Origin of the sequence: Streptomyces plumbidurans, assembly GCF_019857225.1 — a bacterium.
Lineage (GTDB): Bacteria > Actinomycetota > Actinomycetes > Streptomycetales > Streptomycetaceae > Streptomyces > Streptomyces plumbidurans.
On record NZ_JAFJSY010000051.1, the window covers coordinates 56,349 to 69,893 of the forward strand.

13 protein-coding genes are annotated in these 13,545 nt (G+C 71.0%); 5 read left to right on the forward strand and 8 right to left on the reverse strand.

Annotation, left to right across the window (positions count from 1 at the left end):
* Window positions 1–180: 180 nt before the first annotated feature.
* Entirely contained in the window at window positions 181–408 is a 228-nt protein-coding gene (locus JYK17_RS28015; RefSeq protein ID WP_108007424.1) for a hypothetical protein, read from the forward strand.
* Between the two features lie 18 nt (window positions 409–426).
* Here the strand turns inward: JYK17_RS28015 and JYK17_RS28020 are convergent, their stop codons facing one another.
* A complete protein-coding gene (locus tag JYK17_RS28020) occupies window positions 427–1,116 on the reverse strand; it encodes a 4'-phosphopantetheinyl transferase family protein (protein ID WP_222811446.1) in 690 nt (229 codons plus the stop codon).
* Window positions 1,113–1,973, reverse strand: coding sequence for a metallophosphoesterase family protein (locus tag JYK17_RS28025; protein ID WP_108006058.1), 861 nt, complete (start codon window positions 1,971–1,973; stop codon window positions 1,113–1,115). Before JYK17_RS28025 ends, JYK17_RS28020 begins: the two co-directional genes overlap by 4 nt.
* Window positions 1,974–2,279: 306 nt before the next feature.
* Between JYK17_RS28025 and JYK17_RS28030 the strand changes: the two genes are divergently transcribed.
* Together JYK17_RS28030 and JYK17_RS28035 are read left to right on the forward strand one after the other, a co-directional pair.
* Window positions 2,280–3,434 (forward strand): ATP-grasp domain-containing protein, encoded by a 1,155-nt coding sequence (locus JYK17_RS28030; protein WP_222811447.1) that lies wholly within the window; start codon window positions 2,280–2,282, stop codon window positions 3,432–3,434.
* 150 nt (window positions 3,435–3,584) lie between these two features.
* Window positions 3,585–5,270, forward strand: a complete 1,686-nt coding sequence (locus JYK17_RS28035; RefSeq protein ID WP_108006062.1) for a carbohydrate binding domain-containing protein — start codon at window positions 3,585–3,587, stop codon at window positions 5,268–5,270.
* A 34-nt stretch (window positions 5,271–5,304) separates the two neighbouring features.
* Here JYK17_RS28035 and JYK17_RS28040 read toward each other — a convergent pair whose 3' ends face one another.
* Window positions 5,305–6,135 carry a sulfotransferase family protein gene (locus JYK17_RS28040; protein ID WP_108006064.1) on the reverse strand — a complete coding sequence of 277 codons (831 nt, stop codon included), beginning with the start codon at window positions 6,133–6,135 and terminating at the stop codon, window positions 5,305–5,307.
* Between the two features lie 217 nt (window positions 6,136–6,352).
* Window positions 6,353–7,690: a 6-phospho-beta-glucosidase gene (locus JYK17_RS28045; protein WP_128801412.1), complete on the reverse strand. Its 1,338-nt coding sequence runs from the start codon at window positions 7,688–7,690 to the stop codon at window positions 6,353–6,355.
* 87 nt (window positions 7,691–7,777) lie between these two features.
* Here JYK17_RS28045 and JYK17_RS28050 point away from each other — a divergent pair, with 87 nt between their 5' ends.
* A complete protein-coding gene (locus JYK17_RS28050) occupies window positions 7,778–8,608 on the forward strand; it encodes a PaaX family transcriptional regulator (RefSeq protein WP_222811448.1) in 831 nt (276 codons plus the stop codon).
* Here JYK17_RS28050 and JYK17_RS28055 read toward each other — a convergent pair.
* From JYK17_RS28055 to JYK17_RS28070, 4 genes are read right to left on the reverse strand one after another with little or no spacing between them, the layout of a single operon-like run.
* Window positions 8,599–9,054, reverse strand: a complete 456-nt coding sequence (locus JYK17_RS28055; RefSeq protein ID WP_222811449.1) for a MaoC family dehydratase — start codon at window positions 9,052–9,054, stop codon at window positions 8,599–8,601. The two genes, JYK17_RS28050 and JYK17_RS28055, sit on opposite strands and share 10 nt — an antisense overlap.
* A 32-nt stretch (window positions 9,055–9,086) precedes the next feature.
* Window positions 9,087–10,586: an acyl-CoA synthetase gene (locus JYK17_RS28060; protein WP_108006072.1), complete on the reverse strand. Its 1,500-nt coding sequence runs from the start codon at window positions 10,584–10,586 to the stop codon at window positions 9,087–9,089.
* A 10-nt stretch (window positions 10,587–10,596) separates the two neighbouring features.
* Window positions 10,597–11,472: an amidohydrolase family protein gene (locus JYK17_RS28065; protein WP_222811450.1), complete on the reverse strand. Its 876-nt coding sequence runs from the start codon at window positions 11,470–11,472 to the stop codon at window positions 10,597–10,599.
* Window positions 11,469–12,389, reverse strand: a complete 921-nt coding sequence (locus JYK17_RS28070) for an SDR family NAD(P)-dependent oxidoreductase (RefSeq protein ID WP_278000514.1) — start codon at window positions 12,387–12,389, stop codon at window positions 11,469–11,471. Before JYK17_RS28070 ends, JYK17_RS28065 begins: the two co-directional genes overlap by 4 nt.
* Window positions 12,390–12,586: 197 nt before the next feature.
* Here JYK17_RS28070 and JYK17_RS28075 point away from each other — a divergent pair, with 197 nt between their 5' ends.
* Window positions 12,587–13,012, forward strand: a complete 426-nt coding sequence (locus JYK17_RS28075; RefSeq protein WP_222811451.1) for a MarR family winged helix-turn-helix transcriptional regulator — start codon at window positions 12,587–12,589, stop codon at window positions 13,010–13,012.
* Window positions 13,013–13,545 lie beyond the last annotated feature (533 nt).

A 13,545-nucleotide genomic window follows, 5' to 3' on the forward strand; every position in this document is an offset into this window, starting at 1 on the left:
ACGGGGCCGATGGGATGTGACATGGCACCGAGCAACCGCGCCGACGGTATGTGACATACCACTGCCCCCACCAACCCCCTGACCAGCCCAGAAGCCCCATTGTCAGTGCCACCGGGCAAGCTGGACCTGCGCCCCTTCCTGCGGGCGTGGACCGATGACGCCGACAGGGGAGAGCCGACGATGCCCACTGCCGTCCTGACCGATCGTGAGCGCACCGCCGTTCAGGCCTATCTGCGCCTGTTGCACACGGTACGAGCCGCCTTCGACGGTCCCCCCGGCGATCCGCGACCACCCGTCGTGCCGCCCTCCGTGATCCAGGAGGCGGAACAGGCGCTGGCGGCCGCGGGGCTGACGGGGAACGAGGAGGAGTTCTTCCGGCTGCTGCAGACCTGGTGCCCTGAGCCGTGACGAGGGCCGGGCGGGGGTTCAGAGGGTGTGCGGGACCGTGACCGCGCTCGCCACCAGCCCCCGCTGCACCGTCCACCGGCCCTCGAAGCGGCCGAGCCGTCGGCCGCCGACCAGTGGGCCGGGGACGAGGAGTTCGGCCCGGAAGCCGCCGTGCAGCGGCGCACCGGGACCGGGGTCCAGGGACATCTCGATGTCGGCCTCGGTGAACTCCAGCCATTGCCGGGTGAGGGGGAACCACGCCTTGTAGACGGACTCCTTGGCGCTGAACAGCAGCCGGTCCCAGTGGACCTCGGGGTGCTGCCCGGCGAGGAGGCGCAGCCGCGCCGCTTCGGCGGGCAGCGACACGGCGTCGAGGACGCCGTCGGGGAGCTCCTGATGGGGTTCGGCGTCGATGCCGAGGGAGGCCAGGTCGGCGGCGCGGACCAGGGCGGCGGCGCAGTAGCCGTCGCAGTGCGTCATGGTGCCGGCCAGCCCGGCCGGCCAGATGGGGGCTCCTCGCTCGCCGGGCAGGACGGGCTGCGGCGGCACGCCGAGCTTGTCCATCGCGCGGCGCGCACAGGCGCGTACGAGGGCGAACTCGCGGCGGCGCTTGGGCACGGCCTGCGCCACCACCGCGGCCTCCTCGGGGTAAAGCGGCGCGGGTTCGCTCCCGTCGTCGCCGAACACCTCCACGGCCACCACCTCGTCCGGCAGCAGCTCCTCGATCACCCGACGCCCACCTCCTCCGGCAGCACCCGGCGCAGTCTCCCCGGCGGCTGCGGCCGCTTGCGCCATTCGCGGGGGTAGCCGACGGACACCTCCTCGAAGCGGACGCCGTCGTGGAAGGTGGTCCGCGGGATGTGCAGATGCCCGTAGACCATGGTCGCCACGCGGAAGCGGCGGTGCCAGTCGGCGGTGAGTTCCGTGCCGCACCACATGGCGAACTCGGGGTGCCACAGGACGTCACAGGGGTGGCGGTCGAGGGGGTAGTGGTTGACGAGGACGGTGGGCAGGTCCTCGGGCAGTGCGGCGAGTCGGCGTTCGGTCTCGGCGACCCGGGCCCGGCACCAGGCCTCGCGGCTCGGGTAGGGGTCGGGGTGGAGCAGGTACTCGTCGGTGCACACGATGCCGGTTCCGTGCGCGTACCGAAGCCCCTGCGCCTTGGTGGTGCAGCCGGCCGGCAGGAACGAGTAGTCGTAGAGGAGGAAGAGCGGTGCGACGGCGACGGGGCCGTGCGGGCCCTGCCAGATCGGGTAGGGGTCCTCGGGGGTGGTGACGCCGAGTTCGCGGCACATCTCGACGAGGTGGTCGTAGCGGGCGGCGCCGCGCAGGGTGACGGGGTCCTTGGGATGGGTCCACAGCTCGTGGTTGCCGGGCGTCCAGACGACCTTGGCGAAGCGGCTCGCGAGGGTCTTCAGCGCCAAGCGGATGTCGGACACGGTCTCCGAGACGTCGCCGGCGACCAGCAGCCAGTCCTCGTCCGATTCCGGCCGCATCGCCTCGACGAGGGCGCGGTTCTCTGCGTATCCGATGTGCAGATCGCTGATGGCCAGCAGTTGTCCGGCACCACCGGCCGTCGACGTCACCTCTCGCCCCCTCCGTGCAACCCGGTGCACTCACGAACGGCACCACGAGAACACACCACGCCGCTTTCCGACAAGGCGGCTCTGCGGGCCTGGCTGGGGTGTGGGGCAGCAACGGTGATCGGCGTACGGGGCGGGTGGGAACTCGTAATACGGACGTTGCACGCGTGACGCCCGGGAGGCCGTATGATCGCCCCGACACCAACGCCTCGGATTCCCTTCAGACAGGGGCGGTTCGGTGACCCTCCATTTTCCCTGCCCGGGTGCGGGCCGCTCGGCCCTGCCCGCAAACCGTGAAAGGCGGCCTGCATGGTCTACCGCGTACGCGTCTGGCTCAACCGCACGTACGCGGAGAACGTGTTCTTCATGGATCAGCTGCGCAGAAATCCGAGCGATCGGGCCGTGGAGATCCATGCGACGCACGGGGACGTGGACTCCCCCGTGCTGGCCGCCGCCGACACCGCCGAGCTGGAGCCGGAGGGTCTGTCCCCGGCCGCGTACGTGGAGTTCGCGCTCGACCAGTGCCAGCGGCGCGGCATCGACGTGTTCGTGCCCCGGCTGCACCAGTCGGCGATCGTGGCGCACCGCGCGGAGTTCGAGGCCGTGGGCACGGCGCTGCTCGCGCCGCCGCCGGAGGCCGTGGCCGTCTTCGAGGACAAGGTCATCGCCTACGAGGCCGTACAGGCGATCGGGGGGCCCGTGCCGCCCTGGTGGCGGGTCAGGTCGGCGGATGAACTCGTGGCCGCCGTCGAGGAGTTGGAGGCGGACGGGCACACGGCGTGCTTCAAGCCGGCGTCCGGCGCGGGCGGTGTGGGCTTCCGGGTGATCACGCGTTCGCCCTTCTCGATGGCGCAGTTGAGCGGCTTTCCGACGCCGTATGTTCCGCTGGATCTGGTGGTGTCGGCGTTGCAGCAGGCGGACGAGCCGGTCGACTGGCTGGTGATGCCGCGTCTGGGGCAGCCGGAGGTGTCGGTGGACTGTCTCACCGGCCCGGACAACCGGATCCGGCTGGCGGTCGGCCGCACCAAGGACGGCCGGCGGCGCGGGTTCACGCTGCACGAGCAGTGGCTGGAGCCTGCGCGGCGGATCGCGGAGGGCTTCGGGCTGCATTACCTGACGAACATTCAGTTCCGGATGTTCGGCGACCGCCCGGTCCTGATGGATGTCAACACCCGGCCTGCGGGCGGGCTGCACCAGCTGTCCCTGTGCGGCGTCAACGCCCCTTGGGCGGCTGTGCAGTTGGCGCTCGGCGAGGACCCGGGCGAGATCACCCCGCCGTTCCTGGGCCAGGACTACACCGTGGTGTCGGGACTGCGGCCGCTGCGTCCGGCGACGCTTCCGCAGCAGCGCGCCCAGGAGTCGGAGCCCCTGCTGCTGGCCGTGCCCGCCCAGACGGCGGAACCGGCCGAGCCCGACCGGGCCACCGCCCCCGGTTCCGGCGCCCGGGCCACCACACCGGCCTGAGACCGAGCGACCCGGAAACCGACCACCCCTGAGCCCCAACCGGTCTGGACCAATCATGGCGCAGCACCTTGACACCATGATTGGTCCATACCAACTTGGTTGCGCACCTTTCTGCACTCCCGAACACCCCCATTTCTCCTGGGAGATCGCATGCGCAGCTCATTCGGACGGCACAGACGTCGTCTCCTCGCACTGCTCGGCTCCGCCGCCCTCGCACTCGCCGGAGCCATCGCGCTTCCCGGCACGGCCCAGGCGGCCAACATCCTGTCCAACCCCGGCTTCGAGTCGGGCAACCTCTCCCCGTGGAGTTGCACCGGCAACCTCGGCTCCGTCGTCTCCTCTCCCGTGCACGGCGGGTCCAAGGCCCTTCAGGGCGCGGTGAGTTCGAGCGACAACGCCCAGTGCAGCCAGACCGTGTCGGTCCAGCCGAACACGACCTACTCGCTCAGCGGCTGGGTACGCGGCTCCTACGTGTACCTCGGCGTCGACGGCGGCGCCTCCACCTGGACGACCTCCCCGTCGGCGTACAGCCAGCTCTCGGTCTCCTTCACCACCGGCGCCTCGCAGACCAGCGCGAAGATCTACGTCCACGGCTGGTACGCCCAGGGCAGCTACTGGGCCGACGACATCAGCCTGGACGGACCCGGCGGCGGAGGCGGGGGCGACACCCAGGCCCCGACCGCGCCCAGCGGGCTGACCTCGACCGGCAAGACCTCCTCCAGCGTGTCGCTGAAGTGGAACGCCTCCACGGACAACGTGGGCGTGAGCGCCTACGACATCTACAGCGGCTCCAACCAGGTCCTCAGCGTGTCCGGCACGAGCGCCACGGTCGGCGGGCTCTCCCCCAGCACGGCCTACACCTTCACCGTCAAGGCGCGCGACGCGGCCGGGAACACCTCCGGCGCCTCCAACTCCGTGAGCGTGACGACCGACGCGGGCGGTGGCGGCGGCACCGGGTTCAAGCAGGCCGCGCCCTATCTCTACGAGGGCTGGGGCGACCCGCCGAGCCCGTCCACGGTGATGAGCGCGACCGGCATCAAGTGGTTCACGATGGCCTTCGTGCTCGACTCCGGCGGCTGCAACCCGGCCTGGGACGGCAGCCGTCCGCTGACCGGCGGCGCCGACCAGAGCGCCATCAACCAGATCCGTTCCGCGGGCGGGGACATCGTGCCGTCGTTCGGCGGCTGGCAGGGCAGCAAGCTCGGCGCCAACTGCTCCTCCGCGAGCGCGCTCGCGGGCGCCCTGCAGAAGGTGATCGACGCCTACTCGCTCAAGGCGATCGACATGGACATCGAGAACTCCGACGAGTTCGAGAACGAGGCCGTCCAGGCGAAGATCCTCACCGCCCTGAAGACGGTCAAGGCCAACAACCCCGGCCTCAGGACCATCGTCACCTTCGGCACGTCGACCACCGGCCCGACCTACTACGGCAACCGGCTCATCGAGCAGGCGCAGTCGCTGAACGCCGGCATCGACGTCTTCACGATCATGCCGTTCGACTTCGGCGGCGGCTCCGACATGTACGGCAACACCGTGAACGCCGCGGAGGGCCTGAAGGCCAAGCTGAAGTCGACCTTCGGCTGGGACGACGCGACCGCGTACGCCCACATGGGCATCTCCGGCATGAACGGACTGTCCGACCAGCAGGAGAACACCACCCCGGCGATCTGGACCCAGATCCGCGACTGGGCGAACAGCCACCACATCGCCCGGCTCGCCTACTGGGCGGTCAACCGTGACCGGCCGTGCCCGGGCGGCGGCGTGGTGAGCAACTGCTCCGGCATCAGCCAGAACAACTGGCAGTTCACCTCGATCACGGCCGGCTTCACCGGCTAGCACTGGCCCCTTCAACCGGCCGGCCCTCGCCGTTTCAGTGGCGTGGGGGTGCCCCGACCGGGTACCCCCACGCCCGCGCCGTCTCCGCGAGCCGCGGCGGCAGGGCGGTCGTCCCGTCGGCGGAGCGGGCGGGCTGGATCCGGCCCGATCGGATGGTGCTCGACCAGTCGCCGAGCTGCGGGCGGAACGTGCCGTGGTCCTTGGTGCCGTAGTCGAGCATGCCGCTCTCCCACTCGACGCCGAGGTAGTCGCACAGACCGCGGGTGACCCGCTCCGGCTCGGCGGTGAGGTCCTCGTACCTCACCACGTGGGTATCCAGGCTCTGCCGCGCGGCCTCCAGCTTCTCGCTGTAGCCGAGCACCTCGGCGTGGATGGCCTCGTGGTCCGGGTCGGTACGGCGGTCGGTCAGCGAGGCGATGACCGCGCCCGGGTGGCGCAGCAGCAGGATGTAGCGGGCGTGGGGCCAACATCGGTGCAGGCGCGGCCAGATGAGCGTGTTGGGCGGCGTCTTGTCGACGATGACGTCCTTGCCGCTGCGGGTCAGCTCCAGATGCAGCACCCGGTCCCACAGCAGGTGCTCCAGCTCGTCCTTGTCGAGCTGCAGCTCCCGCATGGCGTCGGCGGTGAACTCGCGCGAGAGCTCGACGTGCAGCGTCCGCAGATGCATCTCGTGCGGGGCGCGGATGCGGCTGTGGCTGTTCAGCAGGACCCGCAGCAGGGTGGAGCCGGAGCGCACCGAGGACAGGACGAAGACCGGGGAGTCCACCAGGCGCGGGACGGGAGGCGCGGTGTAGGACGCGTCGGCGCCGCGCGGGGACGGCACGGCGTCCAGGTGCCTGCGAGGTGGGCTCACCGCCTGCGCCATGAGCCTCCCCCGGCGCTTGAGCCCCTTGCGTATCGCGGTTATACGGCGGTCACTCACGCTGACACCTTCCTCTTGCCTGGTGGCCCGCATCCCAGTGGGAGCAGGCGAACTCCGGGTGTCGCGGAGGGGAACGAAGCTGGTCACGGACCCTGTCGCAGGGCCCGTGACCAGGTGGCTTACCGCTTTCTTAAGATTCGATGGAAAGTTCCCGGGGGCCTCACTTCAGGTAGGCCAGGCCGGGGTGAACCTGCGTGTAGCCCTCGACGAGACGTCGGGCCACGTTCACGGAGTCGACGAGCGGGTGCAGGGCGAAGGCCTTCTCCGCCGTGGTGCGGGAGCCGGACTCGGCGGCGGACAGCACCTCGCGCTCGACCGCCTTGACCGCGCAGACCAGGCCGGTGGCGTGGTCGGGCAGCGGGGCGACCGTGACCGGGTGCGCGCCGCCCGCGTCGACCAGGCACGGGACCTCGATGACGGCCTCGGTGTCGAGCACCGACAGGGTGGTGCGGTTGCGGACGTTGAGGATCAGGGTGGCGCGCTCGTCGCGGGCGATGGCCCGCATCAGGGCGAGGGCGACCTTCTCGTAGCCGCCGGAGAGGTCGTCGGCGTCGCGTTCGCCGGCGCCCGCGCTCTCGCGGTTCTCCGCCATGTACGTCGCCTCGCGCTCGGCGCGGGTGCGGTCCCAGGTGGCGAGTGCCCCGGCGCCGGGATCGCGCATCTGCTCGTAGAAGTGCGCCTGCTGGTCGCGCAGGAAGGCACCGCGGGTCTTCTCGGCCAGCTGGTAGGCGCGGACGGTTTCGCGGTTGAAGTAGTAGTAGTGCAGGTATTCGTTGGGGATCGCGCCGAGGGACTGCAGCCAGTCGGCGCCGAAGAGCTTGCCCTCCTCGAAGGAGCCGAGCAGGCCGGGGTCGGCGAGCAGCCGCGGGAGTTCGTCGCGTCCGGCGATGTGCAGGCCGCGCACCCAGCCGAGGTGGTTGAGGCCGACGTAGTCGATCCATGCCTGGTTCGGGTCGCCGCCGAGGACGCGGGCGATACGGCGGCCGAGGCCGACCGGGGAGTCGCAGATGCCGATGACGCGGTCGCCGAGGTGGCGGGACATGGCCTCGGTGACCAGGCCCGCCGGGTTGGTGAAGTTGATGACCCAGGCGTCGGGCGCGAGCCGGGCCACCCGCTGGGCGATGTCGACGGCGACGGGGACGGTGCGCAGGCCGTAGGCGATGCCGCCCGCGCCGACCGTCTCCTGGCCGAGGACGCCCTCGGCGAGGGCGACCCGCTCGTCGTTCGCCCGGCCCTCCAGGCCGCCGACGCGGATCGCGGAGAAGACGAAGTCGGCGCCGCGCAGGGCCGCGTCGAGGTTGGTCGTGGCGCTCACCGCGGGGGCGTCGGGCACCCCGGCCGCCTGCTCGGCCAGCACCCGGGTGACCGCGTCCAGCCGGCCGGCGTCCAGGTCGTGCAGGACGACGTCGGTGACCCGTCCCTCGGCGTGGTCCGTCAGCAGCGCCCCGTACACCAGTGGCACCCGGAACCCGCCACCGCCCAGAATCGTCAGCTTCACGCCTGCACCTCTCCTGCCGCCACGCCTGTGTCGCGGCGTGAACATTACTCGTCGTCCTGACGTGGAGGTCGTCGTACGGTGGGCCGCATGACAGGTGAGGAGTCGTTGCGGCCCCAGTCCCTCCTGCTGACGTTCCTGGGTGACCAGGTGCTCGGGCGGGACGTCTGTGTGTACTCGGGCAGCGTGATCGACGTCTTCGAGCGGGCCGGGGTCGGCGAGCAGGCCACCCGTTCGACGCTGACCCGGATGGTCCACCGGGGTCTGCTGCGCCGCCAGCGCGAGGGCCGCCGGATGTACTTCGGCCTGACCGAGCACTCCACAGCGGTGCTGCGGGACGGCGAGCGGCGCATCTGGCAGACGGGTGCCGTCAACCGCACCTGGGACGGCACCTGGACCCTGCTCGGTTTCTCGCTCCCCGAATCCTGGCAGCGCCAGCGCCACGATCTGCGCTCCAAGCTCACCTGGAGCGGCTTCGGCCCGCTGTTCAGCGGCCAGTGGATCGCGCCGGGCGAGGTCGACGTGTCGGAGCTGGTGTCCGAGCTGGGGCTGGCCGCCCATGTGAAGGTCTTCCGCGCCACGGCCGACACCGGCATGGACATCGGCGCGTTGATCGAGGAGACCTGGGAGCTGTCCGAACTGGCCGCGCGCTACGGGGACTTCACGCGCCGCTGGGAGGCACGCGAGAGCCGGCCGGCGGAGCCCGAGGACGCGCTGGTGCTGCGGCTGCGGCTGCAGGCCGAGTGGCTGCAGATCATCCGCCGCGACCCGCGCCTGCCGGTCCGGCACCTGCCGGGCGACTGGCCCGCCGAGCGCGCCGAGAAGACGTTCCGCACCGTGCACGAGCGGCTCACCCCGCTCGCGCGCGAGGCGTCGGAACGCCTTCTCGACCTGGTGCCGGTGCGCCCCGGTCAGGCGTAGAAGCGGGACAGGCTCTGCAGCACCGCGGCCGGTTTGCTGCCGCCCTCGGTCTCGATCGTGCCGTCGACCGTGATCTGGACGCCGCCGGGCACCTCCGCGACCTCAGCGAGCCTGCCGACGAGCCGGATCCGGGAGCCCGCCTTCACCGGTGCGGGGAAACGGACCTTGTTCAGGCCGTAGTTGACCTTCGTGGTGACGCCCTGGACGTCGAGGAGTTCGGTGAAGAGCGGGATGAAGAGGGAGAGGGTCAGATAGCCGTGGGCGATCGGGGCGCCGAAGGGGCCCTCGGCGGCGCGCTCGGGGTCCACGTGGATCCACTGGTGGTCGCCGGTGGCGTCGGCGAAGGTGTCGATGCGCTCCTGGGTGACGTCGAGCCATGCACTGGTGCCGAGTTCGCTGCCGGCGAGCTTCTTCAGTTCGTCGATGCCGTTGACGGTGACGGTCATGGGTGGCCTGTTCCTTGTTACTTGAGGGATCGTCAGTTGCCGTAGCGCTCGCGCACACGGGACTTGAGGAGCTTCCCGGAGGCGGTGCGCGGGAGTTCGTCCGCGAGCACCAGCGACTTGGGGATCTTGTACTTGGCGAGGCGGCCGGAGAGGGAGGCCAGCACCTCGTCGGGGTCGAGCGGGACGCCCTCGCGCGGCACCACGACCGCGCGCGGCACCTCGCCCCACGTGGCGTCGGGCACGCCGATGACCGCACACTCGACGACGTCCGGATGGGCGAGCAGCAGGTCCTCGATCTCGGCGGGGTAGATGTTCTCGCCGCCGGAGATGATCATGTCCTTGATGCGGTCGACGATGTGGACGTATCCGTCCTCGTCGACCCGGGCGGCGTCGCCGCTGCGGAACCAGCCGTCGGCGAGGACGGCGGCGGTTTCCTCGGGCAGCCCCCAGTAGCCGGGCATGACATGTGGTCCGCGGACCACGACCTCGCCGGTCTCACCGGTGTCGACGGGCGTGAAGTCCGGCCGTACGACGCGGACATCGCTGAAGAAGTGCGGGACGCCGGCCGAACCCGCCTTGGTGACCGCGTGCTCCGCGTCCAGGAACAGGGTGCCGGGCGAGGCCTCCGTCATGCCGTAGCCCTGGAGGAAGGTCAGGCCCCGCTCCTGGTAGGCGGCGATCAGCGGCGTCGGCACGGGTGAGCCGCCGCAGGTGAGGATGCGCAGCGACGACAGGTCCGCGTCCGGCCAGCGCGGATGCCGGGCCACCTGCTCGAACATCGTCGGCACCCCGAACATGAAGGTGATCCGGTGCCGTTCGATGAGGTCGAAGGTGGCGTCCGGGTCGAAGGCTTCCACGAGGACGCAGGTGCCGCCCTTCAGCAGCACCGGCAGCGTCAGCATGTTCAGGCCCGCGGTGTGGAACAACGGCGCGGAGACCAGGGCGCGTTCGTCGGCGATCAGATCGGTGTCGACGAGGACGTTGACGGCGTTCCAGGTCAGATTGGCGTGGGTGAGCATCGCGCCCTTGGGACGGCCGGTCGTCCCCGAGGTGTACATGATGATGCAGGTGTCGTCGGGGGTGACCGGCTCGTCGATCGGCTCGGCGTCGGCGCCGGCCACCAACTCCTCGTATTCGGCGCCCACTTGGACGTACGTACGCACGTCGGTGTCGCCCGGCAGCCCGGCGACGAGCCCTGCGTGGGAGGGGCCGTGGACCAGTGCCCTGGCGCCCGAGTCGGCGAGCTGGAAGGCGATCTCCGGGCCCGCGAGACGGGTGTTGAGCGGGACGAAGACCGCGCCGAGCGTGCCTGCGGCGAACAGGGTCTCCAGGTAGGAGGGATGGTTGGGGCCGAGGTGGGCGACGCGGTCGCCGCGCCGCACCCCGCGGGCGCGCAGGGCGTGGGCGAGGCGGGTGGTGCGGTCGTACAGCTGCGCGTACGTGAGCGAGGTGCCGCCGTGGATCACGGCGGTGCGGTGCGGGGTCTTGCGCGCCCGGCGTGCGGGCCACGACCCCAGTCCCTCATTGCGCATCTACGGCCCCTTACGGCGTGGTCAGCCCGAGCAGGCGGGCGGCGTTCTCCTTGAGGATCTTCGGCCTGACCTCGTCCTTGATGCCGAGCTTCGCGAAGTCGGCGAGCCAGCGGTCGGGGGTGAGGACGGGGAAGTCGGAGCCGAAGAGGACCTTGTCCTTGAGCAGCGTGTTGGCGTACTGCACCAGCTGCGGCGGGAAGTACTTCGGCGACCAGCCGGACAGGTCGATGTGCACGCCCGGCTTGTGCGTGGCGACGGCGAGGGCCTCGTCCTGCCAGGGGAAGGACGGGTGCGCCAGGATGATCTTCAGGTGCGGGAAGTCGGCGGCCACGTCGTCCACATGGAGCGGGTTGGAGTACTTGAGGCGGATGCCGCCCCCTCCCGGGACCCCGGCGCCGATGCCGGTCTGGCCGGTGTGGAACAGGGCGATGGTGCCGGTCTCCTCGATCACCTCGTAGAGGCCGTACGCCACCGATCGGTCGTTCGGGAAGAAGCCCTGGATGCTGGGGTGGAACTTGAAGCCCTTCACCCCGTACTCCTCGACCAGCCGGCGGGCCTGCCTGACGCCCGCCTTGCCGCGGAAGGGGTCGACGGAGGCGAACGGGATCAGGACGTCGGGGTTGGCGGCGGCGGCCTCGGCGACCTCCTCGTTCGGGACGGGGGCGGTGCCGGTCGCGGACTCGGCGTCGACCGTGAAGATCACGGCGGCCATGCTCCGCTCGCGGTAGTAGGCGGCCGTCTCCTCCAGGGTGGGCTTCCGCTTGCCCTCGACCTTGAAGTAGGCGGAGGAGGCGTCGTGCAGGTCGTCGTCCAGGGAGGAGTGGCCCTTGGAGGAGACCTCCGCGTGGGTGTGGACGTCGACCGCGGTCAGTTCCTCGATGTTCACGACGCCTCCGGGACCTTCGGGGCGGGGATGCCGACGGTCTGTAGTTCCGCGCCGATCGACGTGGGGAAGGCATCGGCCAGGCTCTGCGGGGTCCAGCCGCCATCGGCGTAGGCCGCCCTGATCTCCTGCGGATGCGACCAGAGTGCCACCTTGTCGCCGCCGATGCCGATGGCCTGGCCGGTGATGCCGCGGGCCGCTTCGGAGGCGAGGAAGGGGACGAGGGCCGCGCAGTCCTCGGGGGTGCCGAAGCCCTCGCCCTTGCGCAGGAAGTCGGGCAGGGGCTCGCCGTTCCGCATGGCCTCGACGTACGGGGCGAAGGCGGGGATGGTCTCGGTCATCGCGGTCGCGGCGACCGGCACGATCGCGTTGACGGTGATGTGCGCCCGGCCCAGCTCCATCGACCAGGTACGGGCCATGGCGGCGATGCCGGCCTTGGCGGCGGCGTAGTTCGTCTGCCCGAAGTTGCCGCGCTGCCCGGCCGGGGAGCCGACCAGGATCAGCGTGCCGCCCTCGCCCTGCTCGCGCATGCGGACGGCGGCGGCGCGGGCGCAGGTGAAGGTGCCCCTGAGGTGGGTGGTGACGACCGCGTCGAAGTCGTCGTCGGTCATCTTCCACAGCACCTTGTCGCGCAGGATGCCGGCGTTGGTGACCAGGACGTCGAGCCGTCCGAACTCCTCGACCGCGCGGCCCACCAGCCGGTCCGCGGCCTCGCTCGTGCCGACCGGGACGACCTCGGCGACGGCCCGGCCGCCCGCCTCCTCGATGGACTTCACGGCCGCCCCGGCCACCGCCTCGTCGACGTCGTTGACGACCACGGACGCGCCGTGGGCGGCCAGGGCGTGGGCGTAGGCGAGTCCGAGGCCCCGGCCGCTGCCGGTGACGACGGCGACCTTGCCGGTGAGATCGATGCTGGGCACGGGTGGGTCCCTCCACGAGCTGGTACGGGTGCTGCGGGGTCGAGATCGAAGCTAAGAGCAATAATTGTTGACGTCAATAGTTGTTGGTGACCATCGGGTGCGACATGCTGGAATCTCCATGACGCATCGAGCACAGGGAGCCCGCCATCACACGCCAGCACGCCACCCCGAAACCCATCGACGCGGACGAGCCCTGGATGAGAGGGCTGCACGCGGACACGGGCTATCTCCTGTACCGCCTGGGCCTGCGTTCGGGGCAGCTGTTCAACACGTTCCTGCAGGAGTCGGGGCTGCGCCTGCGCCACTACGCCGTACTGCGCTTCCTCGCCACGACCGAGGGCACGCTGCAGCGCGAACTGAGCGCCCGCCTCGGCTACGACCCGAGCGCGATCGTCGGCCTCGTCGACGACCTGGAGAAGCTGGGCTTCGCCGAGCGCCGCCCCTCCCCCGACGACCGCCGCAGCCGTACCGTCGTACTCACCGAGGGCGGCCGCGCCTTCCTGCGCGACACCGACGAGGCGGGCCTACGCGTGACGAACGAACTACTCGGCCCCCTGGCCCCGGCCGAGCGGGAAGCGCTGCACTCACTGCTGCTGCGGATCGCGGAGGACGGGTTGGCTTGATGTGGCGAGGGATGCCGTCAAATGCGCGGGCTGCAAAGGGGGTTGGCGCTTGGCCGGGGCCGCCTGGCCGGAGGACGCCGGGCCCGAGGACGCCCGGTCCGAGGACGCCTCGCCCCAGGACGCCCAGCGCGAGGCCGCCTTCCTGGAGCACGCCCGACCCGAAGACGCCCGGCCCCAGGGCGCCCGTCCGGAGCACGCTCCGCCCGAGACCGCCAGGCCGGAGAACGCCAGGCCGGAAGCCGCCTACCCAAAGGACGCCTGTCCGGAGAACGCAGACCCGGAGGGCGCCTGGCCTGAGGCCAGCGATGACCTCGATGCGCACGGACGGGCTCATCTTGACCGCCTGGTCGAGGTCCTCGCCACCTCCTCGGAGCACGCCCGACCTCGGCACGCCCGACCCCAGGCCACCTCCCCAAAGCACAGCCGATCCGAAAACGCCCAGCCCCAAACCATTTCCCCGAAGCACGCCCCACCCCAAGACACCCAACCCGGAAACACCCCACCCCAGCCCGCCACCCCAAAGGCCCCCCACC

What these genes read in the sequence shown, in the direction of transcription:
- JYK17_RS28015 (WP_108007424.1), top strand. Translation starts at nt 181, where the DNA reads ATGCCCACTGCCGTCCTGACCGATCGTGAGCGCACCGCCGTTCAGGCC.
- JYK17_RS28030 (WP_222811447.1), top strand. Translation starts at nt 2,280, where the DNA reads ATGGTCTACCGCGTACGCGTCTGGCTCAACCGCACGTACGCGGAGAAC.
- JYK17_RS28035 (WP_108006062.1), top strand. Translation starts at nt 3,585, where the DNA reads ATGCGCAGCTCATTCGGACGGCACAGACGTCGTCTCCTCGCACTGCTC.
- JYK17_RS28040 (WP_108006064.1), bottom strand. Translation starts at nt 6,135, where the DNA reads ATGGCGCAGGCGGTGAGCCCACCTCGCAGGCACCTGGACGCCGTGCCG.
- JYK17_RS28050 (WP_222811448.1), top strand. Translation starts at nt 7,778, where the DNA reads ATGACAGGTGAGGAGTCGTTGCGGCCCCAGTCCCTCCTGCTGACGTTC.
- JYK17_RS28055 (WP_222811449.1), bottom strand. Translation starts at nt 9,054, where the DNA reads ATGACCGTCACCGTCAACGGCATCGACGAACTGAAGAAGCTCGCCGGC.
- JYK17_RS28060 (WP_108006072.1), bottom strand. Translation starts at nt 10,586, where the DNA reads ATGCGCAATGAGGGACTGGGGTCGTGGCCCGCACGCCGGGCGCGCAAG.
- JYK17_RS28075 (WP_222811451.1), top strand. Translation starts at nt 12,587, where the DNA reads ATGAGAGGGCTGCACGCGGACACGGGCTATCTCCTGTACCGCCTGGGC.